Source organism: Allobaculum sp. Allo2, from assembly GCF_022701175.1.
In the GTDB taxonomy this organism is placed as follows: Bacteria; Bacillota_I; Bacilli_A; order Erysipelotrichales; family Erysipelotrichaceae; genus Allobaculum; species Allobaculum fili.
The window spans coordinates 1,586,163-1,607,690 of sequence record NZ_CP078088.1 but is presented as its reverse complement, the minus strand read 5'-3'; the positions used below and the strand labels follow the sequence as shown (position 1 = coordinate 1,607,690).

General features: G+C 49.7%; 21 protein-coding genes, 3 pseudogenes and 1 other annotated feature. Of the genes and pseudogenes, 7 read left to right on the top strand and 17 right to left on the bottom strand.

From position 1 onward, the window contains the following. Positions 1-6: 6 nt before the first annotated feature. The 3 genes from KWG61_RS08960 to raiA all read right to left on the bottom strand — a co-directional run bounded on the left by KWG61_RS08960 (position 7) and on the right by raiA (position 2,670). Positions 7-210, bottom strand: a complete 204-nt coding sequence (locus KWG61_RS08960; RefSeq protein ID WP_242743501.1) for a hypothetical protein — start codon at positions 208-210, stop codon at positions 7-9. A gap of 463 nt (positions 211-673) precedes the next feature. Then, positions 674-1,807, bottom strand: a complete 1,134-nt coding sequence (locus tag KWG61_RS08955) for a DUF285 domain-containing protein (RefSeq protein WP_230268402.1) — start codon at positions 1,805-1,807, stop codon at positions 674-676. A gap of 326 nt (positions 1,808-2,133) precedes the next feature. After that, positions 2,134-2,670, bottom strand: a complete 537-nt coding sequence (raiA, locus tag KWG61_RS08950; protein ID WP_230268401.1) for a ribosome-associated translation inhibitor RaiA — start codon at positions 2,668-2,670, stop codon at positions 2,134-2,136. A 485-nt stretch (positions 2,671-3,155) separates the two neighbouring features. Between raiA and aroF the strand changes: the two genes are divergently transcribed. Both aroF and KWG61_RS08940 read left to right on the top strand, forming a co-directional pair. Further along, positions 3,156-4,175, top strand: a complete 1,020-nt coding sequence (gene aroF / locus KWG61_RS08945; RefSeq protein ID WP_242745619.1) for a 3-deoxy-7-phosphoheptulonate synthase — start codon at positions 3,156-3,158, stop codon at positions 4,173-4,175. Beyond that, positions 4,175-5,164: a TIGR01212 family radical SAM protein gene (locus KWG61_RS08940; RefSeq protein ID WP_242743500.1), complete on the top strand. Its 990-nt coding sequence runs from the start codon at positions 4,175-4,177 to the stop codon at positions 5,162-5,164. The genes aroF and KWG61_RS08940 overlap by 1 nt, the downstream gene beginning before the upstream one ends. 169 nt (positions 5,165-5,333) lie before the next feature. On the opposite strand, the gene KWG61_RS08935 is transcribed toward KWG61_RS08940, so the two are convergent. From KWG61_RS08935 to KWG61_RS08895, 9 genes and pseudogenes are all read right to left on the bottom strand, one after another. Then, complete coding sequence (locus KWG61_RS08935) at positions 5,334-6,692, bottom strand: transposase (RefSeq protein ID WP_242743384.1); 1,359 nt, start codon at positions 6,690-6,692, stop codon at positions 5,334-5,336. Between the two features lie 37 nt (positions 6,693-6,729). Then, the gene (locus KWG61_RS08930; RefSeq protein ID WP_242743499.1) at positions 6,730-7,173 is read right to left on the bottom strand and encodes a hypothetical protein; all 444 of its coding nucleotides are present in this window, start codon (positions 7,171-7,173) and stop codon (positions 6,730-6,732) included. Between the two features lie 92 nt (positions 7,174-7,265). Next, entirely contained in the window at positions 7,266-7,652 is a 387-nt protein-coding gene (gene tnpB, locus KWG61_RS08925) for an IS66 family insertion sequence element accessory protein TnpB (protein ID WP_230268547.1), read from the bottom strand. 221 nt (positions 7,653-7,873) lie between these two features. Next, a complete protein-coding gene (locus KWG61_RS08920) occupies positions 7,874-8,551 on the bottom strand; it encodes a discoidin domain-containing protein (RefSeq protein WP_242743498.1) in 678 nt (225 codons plus the stop codon). Next, a complete protein-coding gene (locus KWG61_RS08915) occupies positions 8,548-8,706 on the bottom strand; it encodes a hypothetical protein (RefSeq protein ID WP_242743497.1) in 159 nt (52 codons plus the stop codon). The genes KWG61_RS08920 and KWG61_RS08915 overlap by 4 nt, the downstream gene beginning before the upstream one ends. Before the next feature lie 98 nt (positions 8,707-8,804). Continuing rightward, positions 8,805-9,281: pseudogene (locus KWG61_RS17380) on the bottom strand (alpha-N-acetylglucosaminidase C-terminal domain-containing protein); the annotation flags it as partial. A gap of 14 nt (positions 9,282-9,295) precedes the next feature. Next, entirely contained in the window at positions 9,296-12,268 is a 2,973-nt protein-coding gene (locus KWG61_RS08905; RefSeq protein WP_242743495.1) for an alpha-N-acetylglucosaminidase TIM-barrel domain-containing protein, read from the bottom strand. A 364-nt stretch (positions 12,269-12,632) separates the two neighbouring features. Beyond that, on the bottom strand, positions 12,633-12,878 hold the full coding sequence (locus KWG61_RS08900) for a hypothetical protein (protein WP_230267943.1): 246 nt from the start codon (positions 12,876-12,878) through the stop codon (positions 12,633-12,635). Between the two features lie 69 nt (positions 12,879-12,947). Further along, positions 12,948-13,202, bottom strand: a complete 255-nt coding sequence (locus tag KWG61_RS08895; RefSeq protein ID WP_242743494.1) for a hypothetical protein — start codon at positions 13,200-13,202, stop codon at positions 12,948-12,950. Positions 13,203-13,322: 120 nt separating this feature from the next. On the opposite strand from KWG61_RS08895, the gene KWG61_RS08890 reads away from it, so the two are divergent. Then, entirely contained in the window at positions 13,323-13,655 is a 333-nt protein-coding gene (locus KWG61_RS08890; RefSeq protein ID WP_230267941.1) for a hypothetical protein, read from the top strand. A 338-nt stretch (positions 13,656-13,993) separates the two neighbouring features. Here the strand turns inward: KWG61_RS08890 and aroD are convergent. Both aroD and KWG61_RS08880 read right to left on the bottom strand, forming a co-directional pair. Beyond that, a pseudogene (gene aroD, locus KWG61_RS08885) lies at positions 13,994-14,753 on the bottom strand (type I 3-dehydroquinate dehydratase). 439 nt (positions 14,754-15,192) lie between these two features. Next, positions 15,193-15,609: a hypothetical protein gene (locus tag KWG61_RS08880; RefSeq protein ID WP_242743493.1), complete on the bottom strand. Its 417-nt coding sequence runs from the start codon at positions 15,607-15,609 to the stop codon at positions 15,193-15,195. Between the two features lie 854 nt (positions 15,610-16,463). Between KWG61_RS08880 and KWG61_RS08875 the strand changes: the two genes are divergently transcribed. The 4 genes from KWG61_RS08875 (at position 16,464) to KWG61_RS08860 (ending at position 18,247) form a co-directional block, all read left to right on the top strand. Next, the gene (locus KWG61_RS08875; RefSeq protein WP_242743492.1) at positions 16,464-16,748 is read left to right on the top strand and encodes a hypothetical protein; all 285 of its coding nucleotides are present in this window, start codon (positions 16,464-16,466) and stop codon (positions 16,746-16,748) included. A 58-nt stretch (positions 16,749-16,806) separates the two neighbouring features. Continuing rightward, positions 16,807-17,271 (top strand): shikimate kinase, encoded by a 465-nt coding sequence (locus KWG61_RS08870; RefSeq protein ID WP_242743491.1) that lies wholly within the window; start codon positions 16,807-16,809, stop codon positions 17,269-17,271. 108 nt (positions 17,272-17,379) lie between these two features. Then, positions 17,380-17,688 carry a hypothetical protein gene (locus KWG61_RS08865; RefSeq protein ID WP_242743490.1) on the top strand — a complete coding sequence of 103 codons (309 nt, stop codon included), beginning with the start codon at positions 17,380-17,382 and terminating at the stop codon, positions 17,686-17,688. A gap of 46 nt (positions 17,689-17,734) precedes the next feature. Beyond that, on the top strand, positions 17,735-18,247 hold the full coding sequence (locus KWG61_RS08860; protein WP_242743489.1) for a hypothetical protein: 513 nt from the start codon (positions 17,735-17,737) through the stop codon (positions 18,245-18,247). A gap of 139 nt (positions 18,248-18,386) precedes the next feature. Here KWG61_RS08860 and KWG61_RS17375 read toward each other — a convergent pair whose 3' ends face one another. The 3 genes and pseudogenes from KWG61_RS17375 to tyrS form a co-directional block, all read right to left on the bottom strand. Beyond that, positions 18,387-18,719 carry a hypothetical protein gene (locus KWG61_RS17375; RefSeq protein ID WP_367614357.1) on the bottom strand — a complete coding sequence of 111 codons (333 nt, stop codon included), beginning with the start codon at positions 18,717-18,719 and terminating at the stop codon, positions 18,387-18,389. Next, positions 18,629-19,363 carry a hypothetical protein gene (locus tag KWG61_RS08855; RefSeq protein WP_242743488.1) on the bottom strand — a complete coding sequence of 245 codons (735 nt, stop codon included), beginning with the start codon at positions 19,361-19,363 and terminating at the stop codon, positions 18,629-18,631. Before KWG61_RS08855 ends, KWG61_RS17375 begins: the two co-directional genes overlap by 91 nt. Positions 19,364-19,958: 595 nt before the next feature. After that, positions 19,959-21,210 (bottom strand): annotated as a pseudogene (gene tyrS / locus KWG61_RS08845) (tyrosine--tRNA ligase). A gap of 41 nt (positions 21,211-21,251) precedes the next feature. Then, positions 21,252-21,442 (bottom strand) — a binding site (T-box leader). Positions 21,443-21,528: the final 86 nt, after the last annotated feature.

Sequence of the window (21,528 nt, the reverse complement as noted above, 5' to 3'; positions counted from 1 at the left end):
ATTCGTTCAGGCTTCTCGGCTCAAAAGAACCATTTTTGTGTTGGCATCCAGATGCGGTGCGCCGTTGTCTTTCTTCACTTCGTACGCGTTGCCAGCAGGACGAGCTGTAGGTGCAGACTGTTCTGCTGTTTCTACGACTTCATCTTCTTCTACGTATTCTTCGTCGTCACCAGGTTCAACGAATGATTTAAAACGATCCATCAGTCCCATAAATAAACCTCCTCCAAACAATTTTTATCTTACCATACGACAGAAAGGTCAGAAACCAGGAAAACCCGTGGCCGCCTGTCCTTTCCGCAATGGAATCTGCGTGTAAGAAAGCCGATTTTTTGAAAGTCAGGCCAGGAAATCGATCGGGGTTTGTCTATCGAATGGGTACAGGGCGATTTTTGCCGCTTGTGGTATTTTACTGACCAGACGGCGTGAATACAAGTGCGGCGATAGAATTCTGCAAAATTTATGGCGGCTTTTCCGGCGTCCTCAAAAGATCCGCACGCAATCTCCAATCGAACTTTACCTATGAGCAATTCGCAAGCGCTTTCCATATTCTGAAGCAGGGATTATGCGCAATGGTTTGCGTCGCTTTTCAGGTCAGAGCGCATGAAATTTCATGCTCATGCGCTCTAATGCAATCGGGTTTGAACGATTCAAAGAGGTGCGTGGAGCTGCCGCTCTAGAAGTCCTTGAAGGCGTCGCTCATCTGCTTTGTGCGTGTCAGCCAGCCAGTCTGGCCTTCCTCTAAAGCGGGCAGCTTGAGAAGGGCAAACGGGCCTTCGTTATTGAGATACCACTCGCCTTTCGGGAAGCGGGATCGAAACGCCTTCAGCGTGTTCTGCACCCCAGAGCCGAATCCGACAACAGAAAGCGCCTTGCAGCCGTCAAACATCTTCTGAATGAAACGGGCGTTCTGTGTCTGGAAATGCGTGATGTTCAGGCGCTGCAGCTGATAGGCATCGTTGAACATCTTGAAAAGGCTCAGGGCATTGGCGGTATCAAAGCTTTCCAGATTGAGCGACTGAATTGAGCTGCACTCGGAAAACATGAAGTCCATATTCGTCACATGCCGGGTATCGAAGCCGGAGAGATCCAGACTTTGCAGGGCGCGGTCGCCCGAGAACATAAATCCCATGTCCTCGCATTTCGACGTGTCAAAGTGAGATACATCCAGACCGCCCAGCCGGTGGCAGAACGCGAACATGCTTTCCATGTTTCGAACATTGGACGTATCGAAACCGGAAACGTCGAGGCTTTCGAGCAGGTAGCAGCTGGTAAACATGCCGGACATGTCTTCGACACTTCGCGTATCGAAGCTTTGTACGTTCAGTTCATGCAGGCTGTAACATCCGTTGAACATGTTGGCCATATCCCGCACGTTTCCGGTCTGAAAGCCGTCGATGTTCAGTTCGGTCATGCCGCTGCAGTCAAAGAAGAGCGAACGCATGCTGGTGACTTCGCTCGTGTCCCAGCCGGAGAGATCGATCGATTCAATTGAAGTGTAAATGCCGCGCTTGCTGACGGTGGCGCGTTCGGCACCGCCAAATGCATAGCTCAGATCACCGATTACCTTGAGAGGCGCGCTGCCGTCTACCCGGTCGATTTCCTTGCGCCAGGGATACCATGGCCAGCGATCGGACGTATCTTCGTCCTCATGTCTGGAAGGCGGAAGCTCGTCGGTGTTCACCGTACCTTCGCCAATGACGAGAAGGCCGTCTTCATCAATTGTCCACTCGGCGCTGCCGAGTTTTCCCGAATGACAGATTCGGGGTTCTGTGTTTTCTAAATCCGATTTGCGAAAAGAAACAGGCATATACAATCTCCTTTCCAGGATCCTATCCAGAGAAAACCGCTTCTTTCGATTGGATCCTCTGTTTGTTTTCAGCGGGTTGAAAACGCTTTCCTAAATTGTGCCATAAAAAGATGCTTTATAGTCCTGTGTTGAGAATTATCAATTGTTCTATGCAGCCTTTATACAGAAAAAGGAAGCTTTTCAGCTTCCCTTCTGTATTTTTCAGATCCTGTAGAATCGGGCGATCCCTGCTCTGCCTGATTTACTGGATTTTCCCGGTTCTCTTACGGCGGGCAGGCGGCATTCGTTCTGGCCTGAGGCTTTAGCGAATGCGTCCCGTTCTGGACTTATTCGGTTTCGATCAGACCGTAGCCGCCGTCTTTGCGGCAGTAGACTACAGCGGGTTTGCCGGTTTCATCATCGAGATAGATGAAGAAAGTGTGATCGAGCAGATCCATGCGGGTGATCGCTTCATCGAGCGAGAGCTGCTCGAGTTCGATGGATTTGGTCTTGACGACGATGTCTTCCGGATCTTCTTCACCTAGAATATCGAAGTCGAGGAAGGCTTCGTAGAGCGGCGATGCCTTGTCCTTGCGGCTTTCGAGACGCGTTTTCTGACGGCGAATCTGGTCTTTCAGTTTGTCTACGACTTTGTCGATCGCATTGTACATATCGACATCGACGGTTTCGGCACGCAGGATCGCTGCCTTCGTCGGGATGGTGACCTCGATTTTATTGTGGTTCGGATGGGAGGTCAGCAGAACTTTTGCGGTGTCGTCTTCCCCGATCAGGAAGTACTTCTCGAGACCTTTCAGTTTCTTGGTGATGCGGTCTTCGAGTGCCTGGGTAATGGAAATATTCTTTCCAACAATGTTGATTTTCATAAACTCACTCCTTGTCAGATGGATCGGGGCTGATCCTTGATTTCATGATAGGCATAAATCGTTTTGTCGTCAAAGCTATGACCAAAGTGGACATTTTACGGCCTTGTCAGGACGATTTCCTGTATTTTCCTTCCCAGAAAATCGATCGGTTTTCCTTTTTGTGGTTTTAAGTTTCATAACAATGAATATCGAGAATCTCGAATACGCAGGCGGTTTATGGCGGCAAAACCTCCTGTTTTCTTTCGAGTTATGAAAATTTTCCGCTCGAATTTTTGAACGAGTTTTCAAGGCGGTATGATAGTGCAGACTTACCCGATCGATCCGTTTTCGAAAAATCGGGCACCCGCTTTCCTTCCCGTTTTCCTGCTTTTCGTCCTGTATCGCTTCCAATTGCGATGCTCTCCCGGACAAAACCGGTAAAAGAGCGGATACTCTTTTGCGTAAGTCAGAGATCTTCTGATCTGTCGAGAGTTTAAAGGAGCTGTATTCACTATGATTATTACTTTAAAAAGACGGCCCCGGAACAGGCTGTCAATGAGCTGATTGCGGATCTGGAAAGCCGCAATCTTTCCATCACCAAAATTGTCGGTGAAAACTACGACGTCTTCGGCCTGGTCGGCGATACCGCGTCCATTGATGAGCGGTCCCTGCTGGCCAATCCCATCGTCTTTAACGTGCAGCGCGTTGCCCAGCCGTACAAGCTGGCCAACCGCATGTTCCATCCGGAAGATACCGTCATCGATGTCAGCGGCATCAAAATCGGCGGACAGAAAATCGTCATGATCGCCGGCCCGTGCGCGGTTGAAGGCGACGGTGCCATTTGCGAGGCTGCCGGCAAAGTGCTGGAAGCCGGAGCGGATATGCTGCGCGGAGGCGCCTACAAGCCCAGAACGTCTCCCTATTCCTTCCAGGGTCTCGGCTCGGAAGGCATTCAGGATCTCGTTCATGCCAGAGAACTTACCGGACTGCCGATCGTAACCGAACTGATGAGCATCGACAAGCTCGATGAATTTGTTGAAAACGTGGACGTCATTCAGATTGGTGCACGCAACATGCAAAACTTTGATCTTCTGAAAGCCGTCGGCCGCACGAAAAAGCCGGTGCTGCTCAAGAGAGGTCTGGCCAATACGATTGAAGAGTGGATCATGGCCGCGGAATACATTATGTCCGAAGGCAATCCAAACGTAATTTTCTGCGAACGCGGCATCCGCACGTTTGAGAAATACACCCGCAATACCCTCGATCTGGCAGTCATTCCGATTTTGAAAGAACGGACTCATCTGCCGGTTATCATCGACCCGTCCCACGCCTCCGGCGACTGGAAGCTTGTCGAAGCGCAGGCGTTAGGCGCGATTGCAGCTGGCGCAGACGGTCTGATCATTGAAGTGCATCCCGATCCGGCGCACGCCTGGAGCGATGGCGCGCAGTCGCTGAAACCGGATAAATATGCGGAACTGGTCACTAAAGCGCGGGCGATTGCGAAAGTGGTTGGACGCACGCTCTAATGAACCAGATTCTGGACAACCCCTTTCCCTTTTCCGATACCAACAAGCGCTACCACACCTTCTCCTATGCGATGAAGAAACAGTATGGACGAAAAATTGCCAAAATCCCGCTCAATGCGGGATTTTCCTGTCCTAACCGGGATGGAACCAAAGGCGTGGGCGGCTGCGCCTTCTGCTCATCTGCCGGAAGCGGCGATACGATTCTGCAAAGCCGCCAGTCGCTCCAGACCCAGTACCAGGCAAATCTGAAACGGGCCCGCAAAAAATGGCCCGAGTGTCTTGGCATCGCCTACTTTCAGTCCTTTTCCAATACGTACGCCCCGCTTGAAACGCTGAAAAAGATTTATATTCCCTTCTTTGCCTCGGATGAAGTCTGCGCGATTTCCATCGCTACGCGAACCGACTGTTTTTGTGAAGAGACCGCTGCATGGCTGGAAGAAATGCAGGCGAAGTATCACAAGGAAGTCTGGGTCGAATTCGGCCTGCAGAGCATTCATCCTCAGACCGCAAAGGCCATGAATTTCTGCCATACGCCCGAAGATGCGAAAAACGCGATCGCGTTATGCCAAAGGCATCATCTGCGTTCTGTCCTGCATCTGATTAATGGACTGCCGGGCGAAACCCGAGAGATGATGCTCAAAACCGCCCGCTTTGCCAGTTCCCTTCAACCCGGCGCGCTGAAAATTCACATGCTTCATCTGCTGGACAATTCCCGTCTGGGCCAGAGCTGGCTGAACAAACCGTTTTCTCTTCTTGGCGCGCAGGAATATGTATCCATTGTCTGCGATCAGCTGGAAGTGATCGATGAACACATCATTATCGAACGCGTAACCGGCGACGGTCTGGCCAGCGATCTGCTCGCTCCCCTATGGACGCGAAAGAAGACGCAGACCGCCAACGATATCGATAAGGAACTCCTTCGTCGAAACAGCTGGCAGGGCGCAAAAAGACCGTTTCCTGATCCGAAGTTTTTCTCTCTGGCTCTGTGACGAATTTTTCTGCTTTTATTGTGCGTTTCATTCCTCAGTATTTACCAAAACGAAAACTCGGGCCTTCTCTGGGAAGATCGTAAGTGTCAAACAATCGACGGGAATACGCGAGACTGAATATTAGATACGCTAAACGGGATCCCTTTCGAGATCCCGCTTGGCGTATTTTTTATTCTTCATCGTTTTCTTCATACTTCGGATCCGGTCCACGGTATCCAATTCGAAGATATTCAGGTAAATCCTTTGAATACGGCAGAAGTGACTTCAATACATCTACCGCGATTTCATCGTCTTTGAACCATTTGAGTTCATCCAGAACGTACTCCATGTAGCGCTCTGGATTTAAGTCGTTCATTTCAGCCGATCGAAACAAAGTCATAAACGCTGCGACGACTTCCGCACCTTTGATACTCTTCGTAGTCTGGAAGTTTTTGCGATTGATCACGAATGGCTTTACGGCTCTTTCTGCCACATTATTGTCGATCGGATAATCACCGTCTTCCAGGTACCTTCCCAACGAGTTCGCTCGATCCATGAAGTACTTGGCTGCTCTGTAGGCGGTGCTTCTTTCCTCGAATCCACTCTGAATTTCCATCATGACTCTTGTGAGTCTTTCAAAGCAGGGCTTTGAAAGTTCCTGCCGAACTTCGGTTCTCGCCTCGTGCGAGTAAGAAGCAACGTGGGATTCGATGTGGTAGAGCTTCCCGAACAGAGACAGGGCTGTGAGCAGAATCTGGAGACCCGGACTTGGTTCGGGTCTCTCTGTTTCGTCCAGCTGGGCTGCCGCTTCTGCGGCCTCTTCGTCGTTCTCCAGTGTGGTCTTTTCCCACTTCAGGACGTCTGCCTGATACTGCGCGAAGTCTGACCGGACTTTGATGGCTTCGAAGATCTTTCTTCTCGCATGGGCCATACAGTTGAGCTTTCTGCAGGGGCCATAGTAGTTGGCATATGCATAAAGCCCGTCTGTCATAAGGGCATGACGAAAAGAACCGCCAAGGAGGGCGATTACGAACTCCTGTTTCTTGTAAGGGAAAAACTTATAGACAGCCATCTGGTTCTCTTCATAGATTCCGCTGACGGCGACAACCATAGAAGACTGTTTTCGATCTTTAACCTCCGTGCACTTTAAAACCGTCTCATCCATATGGACGACGTTACAGTTTGGGAGATCCTCAATCATTTGTTTTACGAGGGGCTTCAGATAAAGATCGTAAGTTTTTTCCAGGATGTTGCCCATGGTCTGACGGCTGATCGGCAGTCCCGTGAGACTCAGGTGCTTTTCCTGACGATAGGCCGGGGTTCCCATTACGAACTTATCGTAGGCAATTCCCGCGACCATAGAGGAAGTTGCGACACTCTTGTCGATCAGTGCAGGCTCGTCAGGTTCGGCGGTGCGGATGATGGCTTTCCCGTTTTCATCCGTACACTTGTTTGGGCACGCGACTGTCTCACGCAGCACTTCTTCCAGCCTATAGCGAGCGGGAATCCGATGAATCCTATAGTGACGTTTCATTCCAACAGTTTTCATCTCACAGCCGCAAACTGGGCAAATGCGCTTTTCCCTTCTACACTGAAGGTAGTGGTTTCTTTGACCGCTTCCTGCTTTCTGCACTTGGTGGAAGGTTTTTCTTGCTTCTTTCAACAGAACTGAGCTTTAAATCTTCAGCTTCTTTACGATAGCGGTCTCCCGCTTCCTGATATTTCGCAGCCCGGTTAAAACAAACATCGGCTTTCAGATCAAGCTGAGCCAGCTGTTTATTCAGAATATTGATATCTGGGCCGCCGTCCTCGTTTTCAGAGTAATCCAGTTTCAAGGGAACCATCTTTTCCGTAGAAGGACCAAAGCGGCCGCTTTTCACGGCTTTATTGATTTCTTTAGCGAAATAGAGATCCAGGTACATATCCTCAATAAATTTGTCTTTCTCTTCTTCCGTCATGGTGCTGATCTGATGATGAAGATCTTCGAGGAGCTCGTTGCGGATTGTCTGGTAAGGGTTCGGCACATTCATGTATTAATTTTAACATATTTAGAGCGATAGATAAAGTAAATAGGATGATTTATCTTGATATTCCTTCAAGAAAATCATCCTTTTAAATTGGTTTAAACATACTTATAAGTTCGTGGCAGAAATGCCGGCTGGGGAACAATCGACAGACCGGAAAGCAGAGAAGCCAGCTGCGAACAGTCAATTCGCATGAAGTCGGACTGGTCAGTGCTGACAGGCCACTGAAGGGAAGATCTGGAGAGTCGCTTATAAACAAGCCAGAATCCATTTCCGTCACGAAGGATACCTTTGATCTTGTTCTTCTGTCGATTAACGAAGAGAAAGAGGGATCCATCCAGCGGATCCAGAGCGAGAGGTCCTTGAACCAGGGAGACGTAACCGTCAATTCCTTTGCGAAGGTCAGCAGGCATCTGAGCCAGATAGATGTTTTTAACTTTGGAGAAATCGATACCGAGATCGATTGCAGGGATGATTGATTCCATGAAAAAGCCTCCTTGAATAAAGGAATTATCCCAAGGAGGCGGTCGAGAAAATACCCGTCTTTTATTTGACGCTTACGGAAGATCCGAGTTTTTTGCGGTTCAAACCGACGGCCAAAGGAAAGACCGGTCCTCGATTCGATATTCGAAATCGAGGCCGGTCTTCGTTTTGAACCGGTCACAGCCGGTTCGACTTTAAAGAGGCTTTTTAAGCTCTGTATCGATTAAAGATTTTCCAGATACGCCTTATCGACTTTCTTGCGCAGTTTCAGCATCGCCTGATTCAGACGGAGCGCCGCGTCATCGAGCTCTTTTTGCGTAAGGGCATCGGCTCGAACGGAAGCCGCATGCGTTCTTGCGTCTTCAAAGGCATGGAGGCCTGTCATCGCAAACGTCTCTTTGGCCGCTTCAAGCGCATCGGCTTTTTCGAGGGCCTGATCCATTAAGGTGTAATCGAGTTCATCTGGAATGTCCGCACTCCATACGCCTTTCACGCGGATTTCCGCAGCGGACGCGAAAATTTTGCCCGTTTCGACACTGACGGAATCTACGGCCACAAGACGGACCTTCGTCGCTTTTACCGGCGTGGACCATACGGCTTCTTTCCAGCCGGATTCACGGGCCCAGTTTCCTTCGGCTGCCGTTTTCCACTCCGCTCCAGGCTGGCTGTCGTCGATAACCTCAATGCGATATTTGGTGATTGTGCCGTTCTGCGCGTTGCTTCTTGGCAAATACAGCAGGGAGCGTACCATCGCCGGTTCGTTGAGGTTCAGTGTGATATAGCACTGTTCCCGTGTGGGCAGCGTTCCGGTGTACTGGGTGTGCCAGAGCGTCTGATTGTTTCCATCCAGAACGCGTTCTGGTCCTTCTCCGCTCTGCGCACTGGGAGCAGTGGCGGTCATTTTTCCGGTTCCAGAACGCCGTCCAGAGTAATTTCCGGAGCGATTTTCTGGATGTCGTATTTTTCAAGAACGTTTTCGGCCAGTGTGTTGATCGGATCCGAACCTGGCTGATCGGAGAAGCGTTCGTCGCTGTTTCGCGCCCAGGCCCATTCCACTTCAAACCAGTCCGCTGCGCTGAAGGTTTTAAAGGATTCGCCGCGCAGTTCTTTTTCTTTTCGTCAATGAACATCTGCCAGCGCTTGAGATACAGATCTTTCGTCAGGCCAGCCCACTGACGGTTGGAGTAGTCGTGCAGACCGCCGGCGTTCGACTGGGCAATGGAACCCCATGTCGATACAAGCGCTTTGGCGTTGAGATCAAACAGATCTCTGGTGAAGTCATCCGGATCGCTGATCATGCGGCTGGCGGCTTCGGTCCAGTTGCCAAGCATGTACATTTTCGTTGTGGAAAGCAGACGGTCCGAATCGCTGACGAGTTCGATCAGCTTATCCGACCAGGTCGTGAATTCATCCAGATCGCGGTTGGTGTAAGCCGTATTCATTTTGGAAAGAATTCCCTGTGCCGAGTTGGACAGAACCTGCTGAGCCACGCTGACTACGTCATAGCGATACGCTTCGGAATCCTTAAGCGTATCCCAGTCTTCCAGAAGCAGATCGAGCGCTTTCTGCAGTTCGACTTTGGAATATAGAATCGACGACCAGCCCCATGTCGAAGCGGTAGTCAGCGTCAGATTTGGACGGGCATTCAGGATATTTTCCGGAGCCCCTGTCCGATGCCGCTGTTGTTTCGTTCGTGCTCGACGCCGTCGTATACGGTATCGAGCAGAATCTGGAGCGCTTCTACAGCGCTTTCGCTTTCGCCGCCGTAGCGTCTTCTTGCGTAATCCTTAATCCACTGATTGAGATTGATTGGTTCTACCGGCTGCTCTGCATCTTCGGTCCAGATGGTATCGAAGAGGTATTCGTAAAGCAGCGGATTGTTCTGACTGGCTTCCGGTGCGATACCGATACCGGCCATGCAGTCTGCATTCTTGATGGCGTCAAATACGCCTTCCAGACCTTCGATGTGGCCATAGAGACCGAGACGTCCGCCAAAGTTGTTGAGCATGCAGAATACCCATGGGGTCTGCTGGAATTCATCGCCATAGCTGGCGCTGTTCCAGTGCGGCTGGCGTTCTGCATACAGATCGAGTACGAGGGCGTGGTCCCGATTGCCTTCCAGACCTTTCAGAAGGGCGCTGGACGGGTTGCCCTGCCAGGACTGAATCACCCAGACGGCGTCCGGATCGCTTTCCATCATCGCTTTGAGCGTCTCGGACGCGATGGTGGAAACATTCATGCCGCCCGTATTTCCGCCTTCGTGGAACGGGTCGGTCGCGTAGTAGTTCGTGATGTCTCCATAGACATCCTGTTGCGCTTTGTAGAACATTTCGGCATATTTCGGGAAGGTATTCGAATCATCCGTTTTGAGCATGTACGGGCGCTGGAAGTTGCACCATTTGCCCTGCGGAATAACGGACGCTTCCGGCTGTTTGGTTTTGAAATCGGTCGGCACCATGCCGCAGTAGCCCATCAGTACAGGCTGCATACCAAGAACCTGCATGATGCGATGGTTTTTACGGGCGAGTTCGGTACGCTGTGCGAACCATTTGTCCGGCAGCGGTCCGCCCATGCCGGTAAGGTTGGCCATGTAAAACCAGGCGTAGTACGCAGGACCGGCAATGAAGTCCTTGATTTCCTGATGGGAATAGCCGCATTCGGCAAGGAAGCGTCTCCAGACTTCTTCCTGACCGGTCGCATCCAGAACGACATTCACGCCGTTCAGAGCAAGCCAGTCTAATTCATTTCTCCATTCGCTTTCGCCCCAGAACGCCATCGAATAGGAAAGCGTACAGAAGTTATACGAATAACGAACCGGGAATTTTGTTTCCTTGTGCAGTTTCTGCGCAGGAAGAACGATGCTTTCCGGCATTTTGACCTGATCGCCGACCTGAGAAATGTGCACGTTGACGATCTGTTCCAGGTAGGCGTTCAGACCGGTGGCCAGAGACACGCCGTTGTTTCCGGTAATGTGAATCTTTCCTTTTCTGGCTTCGACATCGTAGTAGTCATAGCCATTGGCGGCATCTTTGAGTTCAAAGGTAAACCAGTCGACATAGGCTTCCCCAATGCGGCGGGAAATAATGCCCTGAACTTCCGCAATCGTATCGGCTTCGGTAACGGCCCTTGCGTATTCGGTATCTTTAAAATCCGGCACGCTGACCGCCGGTGTTGGCTGAACGGGTGTTCCCGACTCCGTTCCGTGCAGGACGAATTCACGAACCTGGCTGTTTGCGGAAGCGGAGTTGTATTCCATGTAAAGACGGATAATACGTGCTTCCTTGTTGTTGAGCTGCCAGGTTTCGCCTTCATTCGTGCAGGTCTCTTTCGATGTCTTGCGGGCGACGCGCTCAAAGTCAACGCCATCCATGGACGTATAGATCGAATACTGGCTGTAGCCCGCAGTCGGGGTGAATACAACCGCATCGCTGAGCGTATAGTTTTTGCCCAGGTCAATATCCACATACGCCGGATACATGTCGCCGTTCCACTGGGTAGCCAGCGAACCGTCGACCAGGTTCTTTACGTTCGCCTGGTTCGTATTGGTATGAATGGATTTGCCTTTGGCAATATTGTTTTCAAGCAGAGGATCCTTTACGGAATCTGTAGGGGCAAGAATTTTCAGCTCCGCTAAAGCGGGCCAGGGATCGCCGCCGGTATTCGCAATGGATTTAATCAGAATGCGTACGGCCTGCAGTTCTCTGGCCTCATCGAGGGTAAAGCGTTTGATGCAGTCCCCATCCAGACGTGTTGCCGTCTGATCAGCGCCCAGCACTTCCCATTCCCCGTCGGCACTCGTCCGTCCAAGAATGTCGTACCTAAAGACAAAGCCGTTGGAATCGGAAGCGCCTTTGTTTTCAAAGGCAGCTTCAATCGCTTTTACCGTCTTTTTCTGATCGTAATCGATCTGAACCCAGGCCTGGCCTCCGGTGGTCGAAAGCCCCTGAGAAAATATGTAAAGCGTTTTGTAATCTTCATCGATCAGACTGGCCGGATTGCCCTGTCCGGACGTGATAGAGCTGATCGTACCGTTGCCGGCAATATTGACCAGATCGGAAGAATCGGGGTTGTTCCCGCCTTTTTCGGTAAATAATTCCACTTCCGCAATGCCTGGCCAGAACGCGCCGGCAGCGCCGCCGTTTTTCGGATCGGAAAGTGTCAGATAGAAATGGGAGGCAGAAATGCCGTCTTCCCACGTATAGGTAAACGTGTCGTTAAAGGAAAAGTCGTCTTTTTCTGTATCCGGAATCAGATCGTCCGTCACGCTGTTGACCGCGTGCTGGAGTTTCACATCCATCGTCCAGTCCGGATGCCCGGATTCCAGTTTGACAACCATTTTGTAAATCGGCGGGGTGTCCAGAGGTGCGCGAAAAATCAGCGTCGCCGGCCACTGTGCTCCGTTGCTGACCCAGAGCGTAGAAGCATCGCCGTCGACCATGTTTTCTTTCGGCTTTCCGCTCTGTTCAGAGGGAACTGTGATCGTAAAGTCTGCTGCGATGTTTTCCAGCTCAGAAGGAACAGCTGCCTGAATGGGGGTCTGCAGCATCGAAAGTGAACAGCCCGCCGCAACGACGATCGAAAGCGTCTGTTTCAGCCGGTTTGTCAGAGATTGTTTCATCAATAATCCTTTCTTCTTTTTTATGGTTTTGGTCTTTGTAATTTGCCCGAAAACAGAGACCAGAATACGCCCGATGTATTCCCTTTCATTATGCCGGTCCGAAAAATATTTATGAACGCCGAACATATGCAATAAGTGTGATATTTTGTTCATTTCTTGCGATTTTTATTTCTTCAGGCTGGACCTTTTCAGTGTAACCCCTTTCATTTTTGTGCGTTCTTTTTCGATGTACGAAAATCCGGTCCTTCTCTTGCCTTTACGATAAAAGGCCGTATTCCTTCTGGCTGGATGAGGAATACGGCCTTTTATCTGCTTAATGCGTTTTAGAACGGTTCAAAACTTACGTGGCCAGATCGAAATCTGTTTACTGGACTTCCCTCGTATAGAGCGCATAGAGCGCGGGATCGATATCGGTCTGAATCGACGGATAGAACGGCGCTGCCTTTTCGCGAATTGCTTCCTGCACAGCGGCATCGAGTTCGAGAATTTCACTTCCGTTTTCTTCAATTTCTTCTCTTTGTCTGGCGATGCGCTCATCCGACTTCTCGCGCGCATAGTCGGCAGCGATGGAAGCCGCTTCTTTTAGAATTTCCTTCTGTTCCTCCGTCATCTAAGGAAGAACCAAAAATCGACGGCAATACCGAAGTAATTCCAAGGAAGATGGAAATCGGAACCGCGATCACCAGCAAAATCGTAAAGACTGCAAACAGAAGAAGGACACTCGTACGCTTTCTCCTTTTCCAGACGTTACAGACGAATCCATGCCGGATACGCCGACCGGCTCTGGATCGGTATTGGCCTGAATGAACGATTCCTGCGTACTGCGTTCCGGATGGGCCGGATCGTTGAGGGGAAGGTTCAGGCACACTTTGAATTCGATGATCCAGCGCTGCAAGATGCAGATGGCGACCAGAACAAAGGAAACAAAAGGCACCGCCTGCACGCAGTCCATCGGAATCTGACATGCGGGCGAAACCTGCCCGCTTTATACCGAAGACATGAAAAATGAGAACGTATACGGAATCATGTTTAAAAAGAACGCCAGTTCGATCGTGTGGCTGATCACTTTCAAAACCGCTTATTTACGCCGGGAAAGTCTTGCCGCAACCTGTTCGATCTTGATGGAAATGCAGTATATGGTGCAGCAGCTGACACTGAGAAAGCCGCTCCAGATAAACAGACAGCGCGTCAGCTCTTCCGATCAGGAAAGCGACATGAACAAAACGCTGCGGCAAAACACCTGAATGCCCATGATGACGGCCATGGCTGCCAGGGCGAGACAAAGCAGAAATTTTTCCAGACAGTCATCCAGCCAGTGCAGCCCTTTTTCATAGATCAGCTCTTCTTTTCTGAGGACGATGAATACGATGAATATGGAAGAAAATGAAGATGGAAACGGAGGCATATAGAACGAAGCAGACGCAATGGAGCAAAGCGCCAGAGAGGCAGAACTCACCTGCGGACACCCTATTCAAATTCTTATATTGGAATTCGAACGACGCCAGGTCTGGAAATTATGCGGGCACTTTGATCGACAGACCGGCAGTTGCCTGCTAAAACTCTGGAAACCGTTTTGAGATAACAAAATCATCCATTCGGCGTCATCCAGATTCAAAAATACAAAAGCAGACGGTGCTTTTTTGAATAGTTCACACCGCCTGCCAGCTTTGACCTGGGGCTTTTCATTCCCCTGCTTTCACTGGAAAAAGCCGATTGAAGTCTTGCTTAAAGCGCCTGATGCAGCGCATCGAGAATCTGAACGAGCGTTTCCACATTCATCTGACCGGGAGCGGAAGCCTTTCCGGCGGCTCCAAAAGTCATCGACGAACCGAACGCTTCGCCGCAAAGGCGGCTGATCACGCCGTCTTTGGCCATGGACATCGTGATGATCGGACGATCGGCAATGTCATTGGCCATTTTTCGGTCGCGCTCAGCAGCGTGAGCACGTCGCGGCGATTTTGCGGCATGACGGCAATTTTGCAGATGTCGGCGCCCATCTCCTGCATTTTGACCAGACGGGAAACGATGTCGTCCTGATCCGGCGTCTTGAAAAAGTCATGATTGGAAGCAACGACTTTTACACCATTTGCGTGCGCGCCGTCCAGGATGGCGCTGACCGTGTCGTCTCCGCTGAAGATTTCAACATCGACAAGATCCACGAGACCGCTTTTGGCAGCTTCCACGTTAAGGTCGATGTAGTCCTGCATGGAAATTGCTTTTTCGCCGCCTTCTTTTTCGTGCGGAATGTCATGAGAATCGGCATATCGCCAAGCACTTCACGAAGTCCTTTCAGAACGTCTTTTACTGACGCGAGATCTTCGCTGTTTTCAAACCAGTCGACGCGCCATTCCAGAACATCCGCAGGAAGACTGGCGATTTCTGCCGCTTCCTTCAGGATGTCTTCTTTAGTTACCGCTACAATCGGAACAATGACTTTCGGCTTTCCGCTTCCGATTTCGATATTGCGTACATTTACAGTATTCATATTCAAATCCTTTCTGGAAAATCTTTTCCGTTCAGTCTTTCAAGGTCTAAAGCCATTTCTGAAGAGTCTTCTCAAAATGACCGGTCTGCCTGAATGCAGGCAGTAAAGGGTGTCTCTTCCGGCTCACCCCGAACCGGAACAGACAGTCTGGAACTGGATTCTTAAACAAAGTAAGGATGGATCTGGCCAGAATATTCCGGCCGGTTCTGTTCTTTCAAAAATCTGCTTTTGTGAAAAGAGTTTTTTCAAAATGGTATGAGCACTGCGCTCAGTCTGTCTTTGTCCTGAGATCTATTACGCAGCGTTTTCGTTATGGCGCGTTTTCGTTATGCAGCGCTTTCGATCATTTTCGAATAGCGCATGTTAACAAAGAGTCCAAGCGCATGAGAAAAGAGATTTTGTCTTCGTACAATTCTTCTAAATTAGTCTTTGTAAGATATCAAGCGTCAAGAATAGCTAACTTTGTATTAACTCCGGCCTTTTTCAACTCTCTCATTGTCCGCGATAAAGTGGAAACATCGATCACAATTCCTGGACAGTATCTAAAGCATACTGGCAGTCCGGTCTCCTGCTGAGTCACATAGATCCGGCGGACTTCGTTCTCGATTTCCCCATTGTGATTACTGATCGCTGTCAGTGGGAAATGAATACTGTCTGGGAGCCCGGTCGAATCGATCAGGACGTTTGTCCCATCTCCTTCCAGATCCTCTTTGAACAGCTTCAGATAGAACTTGAATAATTCACGACAAGGGTATTCTTCGCTCAGAAGAGCGAGAATATCCGAGATCCTCTGGCTGGACAGTCTCGCGTCAGGAAAAGGATTCTGGCAAAACTGCTTTCCCGCCAGGATTGGCACAGACGATTCGAGCAGTTCGAAAGGATATAGAAGCAGAGAAGGCTGAAGACGGAATCCATGTTTGAACAGCCGATACTGTCGATTGCGTTCCTTAGCGCGGGATGCTTTCGGATGAACTGATCAATGAGGCAGATATCGCCAAAATCAAAAATCAGTTGCTCCTTCCGCTTGTGTTTGCGCCTTGCTAGTTCATAATCATCGGTTTTAGTATAGGTATCCGTCTTCAGATCATAGATAAAAACTCCTCTATCCCGGCTCTGGTGACTCCTTTCTCTTTATCAAGGACTCTTCCGAGGTTGATAGATTCTTTTTACAGTTTTTCCAACCCTTTTCGATACGGCCAGGCGTGCAAAAAGCACACCGTTTTTTTGTTATAGACGATATGCATAGAATCACCTGCAGTAACGTGCATTTATTTTTTACTACATTAAATCATATCGAGTGAAATCCGCAAATCAAAACTCCGATATTCACTTTATATAAAGTGTTTTTCGGAGTTTTATTCCCTTTGAAAATCTGGCGTAGAAAGAATATATTCCAGGAATTCAGGCTCATTCGAATCTTTTAAAGCCCCTGCGGGCATTTTTCCATTCCTGACTTTTCAAAGACGTCCTGCTGGTCGTGGAGCTGCGTGTGTATTCGCCTCTCCAGTCCGAGAGATACCTTTCGATGGATCAAAATACAATGGAATTGGATTTGGAATGCGTCATTATGAAAACCTGCAAGTTTCTATAAAACTATTTGAAACCTATTGTAAGAAAGGCGGAGTCCTTTACAAGCTTTTAACCGCTTGCCTATACTGATTGGGATCTGGGTTTCGGCATTACGAAATCCCTGAGAAAAGGAAATTTCAAATGGATAAACTCGAAAAGCTTCGCAATGACCTTGATCTTTGCGATGAAATTCTGATCAATACGCTTCGCATGCGTTCGCAGATGATTCAGGAGTTCATCTCCTGCAAACAGGAACTTGGAATTGCGGCCGTTCAGTCGGAAGAGGAAGAACGCAAAAGCGCAATTTCAATAAGAAACTTGCTGACTACGAATACCGGGATGCCATTATGGGCGTTTACGATTCGATTCTTTATTACTCCAAGCGAATTCAGTCGCACGAACTGTTCGGCTTCAACATTTTCCTGATCGGCTTCATGGGCGTGGGAAAAGTACAGTCGCCAAAGCCCTCAAGCAGGTTTTCGCGATGGATGTCATCGAAATGGACCAGATTATCGCCGAACAGAACGGCATGTCCATTTCCGAAATCTTCGATTTGCGCGGGGAACAGTATTTCCGCGACGAAGAAACGAATCTGCTCAAATCGTGCCGCGGCAAGCATGATCAGATCATTTCCTGCGGCGGCGGTGTCGCTATGCGTCAGGTCAATGTCGATGAAATGCGCAAATCCGGAAAAATCGTTCTGCTGACCGCCGATCCGGCGACTATTCTCGACCGTGTCCAGGACAGCCACGATCGCCCGCTTCTCGAAAACAACAAAACGGTCGAACACATCACGGATCTGATGGAAAAACGCAATCCCGCCTATATGGCAGCGGCGGATATTATCGTCAATACCGACGGAAAAGACGTCTATCGCATTTGCGAGGAAATTATTTCCAAAGTCAAAGCCTGCAAGGATGCCGAATCGGCCGGGCAGGCTCAGGAATAGCCCTGTTTTAAAGAGTCCCGTTTTAAAAAGATAAGCATCCTCTCTCTTACTCTGAGAAAGAAACGGCTGTTCCTTCTGCTTACAAATCTTTCGAAAGGATGAATCAGTATGACTCAATCGATTACCGGACATACCGGTCTGCTCTGCCTTCTGGGTTCACCGGTCGCTCACTCCATTTCCCCTGCCATGCATAACGAAGCATGCGACGCGCTTGGTCTCGACTATGCCTACCTTGCCTTTGATGTGCCTGAAGTAGACATGCCGAAAGCCGTAGAAGCGCTGAAGCTGTTTAAAGCAAGAGGCTGGAACATCACCATGCCGGGCAAAAACATCATGTGCACGCTGGCGGATAATCTCTCCCCGCTTCGGAAATTACCGGCGCCTGCAATACCATCGTCAACGAAGACGGTGTTCTGACCGCCTATACGACCGACGGTATCGGCTTTATGAAAGCCGTGGAAGAATGCGGCGTAAATATTATCGGAAAAACATGACCCTGCTCGGTGCCGGCGGCGCGGCCACGGCCATTCTGGTTCAGGCTGCCCTGGATGGCGTCAAGGAAATCGACGTTTTCAACATTCGCGACGATTTCTTCGGCCGCCTTGAAGAAATTGCCGAAAAGCTGAATGAGCGCACGAACTGCACGGTTCGCGTCCACGATTATTCCGATCCGGAAGTCCTTCGCAAAGCCATCGCGAACAGCGCCATTCTCGTCAACGGCACATCAGTAGGCATGGCTCCGAATACAGATCGTTCGATCATTCAGGATACTTCCCTGTTCCGTCCGGATCTTTTCGTATTTGATGTCATTTACAATCCGAAAGAAACAAAACTGCTCAAAGACGCAAAAGCCGCTGGATGCAAGACGTCCAACGGCATGTACATGCTTCTGTATCAGGGCGCTGCTTCCTTCAAGCTCTGGACTGGTCACGATATGCCGGTCGATTTGATCAAGGAAAAATATTTCAGCGCCTAGCCAGTCTGCAATAAAATCGAAACGCCTTAGCTGTCGGTCAGAAACCTTTAGCTAAGGCGTTATTTAATTGTGACGGCCTGAAGACAGGCTGATATCCATTTTGGACGTCCGCTCCGGGCAGACTGCCTGAAAAGAAGTTTTAACTGCTGTGCTTTTTCTTTGCGTTCAGCTGCTCCACCAGCGCATCCGCTTTTTCCACATTAGAACGAATGGCGTCGCAGCAGGCCAGAAATTCCGTTTTCTCTTCATCGTTTAAGGGCAGAACGATGACTTTTTCAATGCCGTGCCGGCCGATGACCGCCGGTACGCCCGCATACAGATCGTACTGACCGTATTCCCCGCTCAGCGGTGCGGAAACCGGAAGAATCAGATGCTCGTCCCTCAGTACCGCTTCAGCCAGTCGAGCAGCAGTTGCGGCAATGCCGTATTCGGTGCACTGCTTGCCCGCAAACGTGACCCAGCCGCCTTTAATGGCTTCCTGTTCGAGTTCTTTCCAGTCCAGGTCCTGGCAAGCAACGAAGCCGCTTTTAACGGGGCTCCCTGGAAGGAAAGGACGGACTTTGGAGCAAACTGACGGTTGCCGTGCTCGCCAAGCATCATTGCGGTAATAGAATGGCGGGCCAGTCCTGTCTTTTTGGAAATGGCGCCGACCAGACGCGAAGTATCCAGTGCGGTTCCGGTTCCAAATATATGACCATACGGCAGACCGCATCCTTTGGCCAGTGCGCGCGTCACGACATCGCACGGATTGGAAATATTGATGATGACGCCTTTGAATCCGCTTTTGGCGATTTTAGGCGCAAAGGAATGTACAGCACGAATTGTAAAATCCAGTTCGCTGGACCGCTCTTCGTTTCCGCGAAGCAGTTCAATGTCTCCTGCAGCGTTAATGAGTACATCGCAGTCTTTCAGATCCGCGAAATCGCCTGGATGTACGTTGACGCTCCAGGACGTGTACAGCAGAGCGTCATTCAGATCCTGTGCTTCGCTGATGATTTTCTGCGGACGCGTATCGATAAGAATGAGCTCATCGACAATGCCTTCCATGCACAGAGCGCTGGCGACGTGGGCTCCAACGTGTCCAACACCAAGAATGGCTGCTTTTCTATGTTTCATGTCTATATCTCCTGATGTCAGAATTCGATTGTTCTGACAGACCATTTTCCTTTGTCACCCGCATATCTTTCTTACCTGTCTGACGGAAAGAGAAAAAGTGTGACCGGATTCAAATCCTGCAACAGGAGATTCAGAATATCCACGAAGATGACCGAAAGAATTTTCGCGAATCGTTTTGGGCGTTTTTCACACCGTTTTTGGAAAAGGACGTCTGTCTTCGAGAGCCCTGAATAAACAGAACAGGAGTGGAATCCCGTGACGCATTACACTCCTCTGAAATCAAAAACGAACGTAACGCCCTAGACATTTCTTTCCGAAACGATCTGACAAATAAAGATCGATACTCATAAATATCTACAAATATATGGAAAGGCAAATATTTGGAATGCCGCTTCCTGCGCTGGGTGCAGATGCTTTCCAGAATGAATTGCGCTGACGCTCCGTTTTTGATAAGCCTGCTTTTGTTCAGTCTGTCCATTTCGATTTCTTCGCAGAAAAACGAAAAAGGATTTTCAAAGTGCTGGCCACTCGAAAATCCTTTCTGGTTTTTCTAATGAATTGAATCTGCCCTTTAAGGGCTGTCAGAAGCTCGGACTTATTCCGCCGCTTCGGTCAGTTCAATCGCGTAGTTTTTCTTTTTACCGCGCTTGATCAGAACCACATTATCGACGTAGGTGCTGTTCAGATCGATCGGCATGTTCGGGTCGTTGACTTTCTGTCCGTTTACCGAAACCGCGTTGCCCTTGATGAATTCGCGGGCTTCGCGCTTGGAAGAAGCAGCTTTTGCGGCAATCAGAACGTCTTCGAGCTTGCCTGCAGCTGCCGGTGTTTTCTCCATGGTGTTTACGAGTTCTCGCCGCTGTGCTTCGGTCAGTTCTTCAAGCGATCCGCCAAAGAGCGCATTTGTGATTTTCAGAGCGCCTTCGAGTGCTTCTTCCCCGTGAAGGTCGCGAACGACTTCTTCCGCCAGCTTTTTCTGGCTGCACGGCGGCCAGGATTTTCTTCCACTTCTTTTTCCAGAGCCATGATCTCTTCCACGCTCAGGAACGTCAGTTTCTTGAGGTATTCGATCACCTTGGCATCTTCCGTGTTCAGCAGAAACTGGTACAGCTGGTACGGGCTGGTTTTGTCCGCGTCGAGCCATACGGTTCCCGTTTCGCTCTTGCCGAATTTTGTACCGTCCGCTTTGGTAATCAGCGGCATGGTCAGACCGAAGACTTTGGTGTCGGATCCTTTTTCTTGCGGATCAGTTCCAGACCGGAAGTGATGTTTCCCCACTGATCCTGTCCGCCGATCTGCAGACGGCAGTTGTATTCTTCAAACAGATGCAGGAAGTCGAGCGACTGCAGGATCATGTAGGAAAATTCCGTGTAGGAAATACCGGTATCCAGACGCTTCTTTACCGTTTCCTTATTGATCATGTAGTTGACGTTGAAGTGTTTTCCGTAGTCGCGCAGGAAGTCGATGATCGAAAGATCCTTGGTCCAGTCGAGGTTGTTGACCATCGGAAAGCCCCATAATCTGGAAATCTGGGCGTGTAGCGCGTGGAAGTTGTGATCGAGAACTTCCGGTGTCAGCATGCTTCTTTCGCCGGTTGCTTTCGGGTCGCCGATAAAGCCGGTCGCACCGCCGACGAGCATGATCGGATGATGTCCGTGCTGTTCGAGACGTTTGGCCATCAACAGCGAACTGTAATGGCCGATGTGCAGGGAATCCGCCGTTGGGTCGGTTCCAATATAGAAGGTCAGCTCGTCGTTGTTGATTTCCTCTTCCAGATCGGGAGAAGTGACATCGTTCACCAGGCCGCGCCATTTGAGCTCATCAAAAATTTCATATCCATCCTCCATAATTCAAGTATCAAAACAAACCGAAAATAAAAACGCGCACTGTCAAGGACGACAATGCGCGGTACCACCTTAATTCATCAAACTTCTATTTGATGCACTCGCCTTTAACGCAGGTTCACGGCCATAAAGGCAGCTCCAAGGTGTATTCCACAGACGTCTTTACTGTCTCGCACCCAACGACAGCTCTCTTGGAAATCCGGCTCTGTGTACTCTTTCTTATCTCAGCTTTTCGAATGTTTGTTTTGTTTCGACATTGTAACACGACTTTTTTAAATTTCTACAGCCAAAGGTGTATCTCGCCAAATTGCGAAGCTTTTA

Coding starts and splice junctions, on each gene's coding strand:
- KWG61_RS08960 (WP_242743501.1), bottom strand. CDS start 210: ATGGGACTGATGGATCGTTTTAAATCATTCGTTGAACCTGGTGACGAC.
- KWG61_RS08955 (WP_230268402.1), bottom strand. CDS start 1,807: ATGCCTGTTTCTTTTCGCAAATCGGATTTAGAAAACACAGAACCCCGA.
- raiA (WP_230268401.1), bottom strand. CDS start 2,670: ATGAAAATCAACATTGTTGGAAAGAATATTTCCATTACCCAGGCACTC.
- KWG61_RS08940 (WP_242743500.1), top strand. CDS start 4,175: ATGAACCAGATTCTGGACAACCCCTTTCCCTTTTCCGATACCAACAAG.
- KWG61_RS08935 (WP_242743384.1), bottom strand. CDS start 6,692: ATGAAAACTGTTGGAATGAAACGTCACTATAGGATTCATCGGATTCCC.
- KWG61_RS08930 (WP_242743499.1), bottom strand. CDS start 7,173: ATGAATGTGCCGAACCCTTACCAGACAATCCGCAACGAGCTCCTCGAA.
- tnpB (WP_230268547.1), bottom strand. CDS start 7,652: ATGGAATCAATCATCCCTGCAATCGATCTCGGTATCGATTTCTCCAAA.
- KWG61_RS08920 (WP_242743498.1), bottom strand. CDS start 8,551: ATGACCGCCACTGCTCCCAGTGCGCAGAGCGGAGAAGGACCAGAACGC.
- KWG61_RS08905 (WP_242743495.1), bottom strand. CDS start 12,268: ATGAAACAATCTCTGACAAACCGGCTGAAACAGACGCTTTCGATCGTC.
- KWG61_RS08900 (WP_230267943.1), bottom strand. CDS start 12,878: ATGACGGAGGAACAGAAGGAAATTCTAAAAGAAGCGGCTTCCATCGCT.
- KWG61_RS08875 (WP_242743492.1), top strand. CDS start 16,464: ATGGATAAACTCGAAAAGCTTCGCAATGACCTTGATCTTTGCGATGAA.
- KWG61_RS08870 (WP_242743491.1), top strand. CDS start 16,807: ATGGATGTCATCGAAATGGACCAGATTATCGCCGAACAGAACGGCATG.
- KWG61_RS08865 (WP_242743490.1), top strand. CDS start 17,380: ATGACTCAATCGATTACCGGACATACCGGTCTGCTCTGCCTTCTGGGT.
- KWG61_RS08860 (WP_242743489.1), top strand. CDS start 17,735: ATGCGGCGTAAATATTATCGGAAAAACATGACCCTGCTCGGTGCCGGC.
- KWG61_RS08855 (WP_242743488.1), bottom strand. CDS start 19,363: ATGAAACATAGAAAAGCAGCCATTCTTGGTGTTGGACACGTTGGAGCC.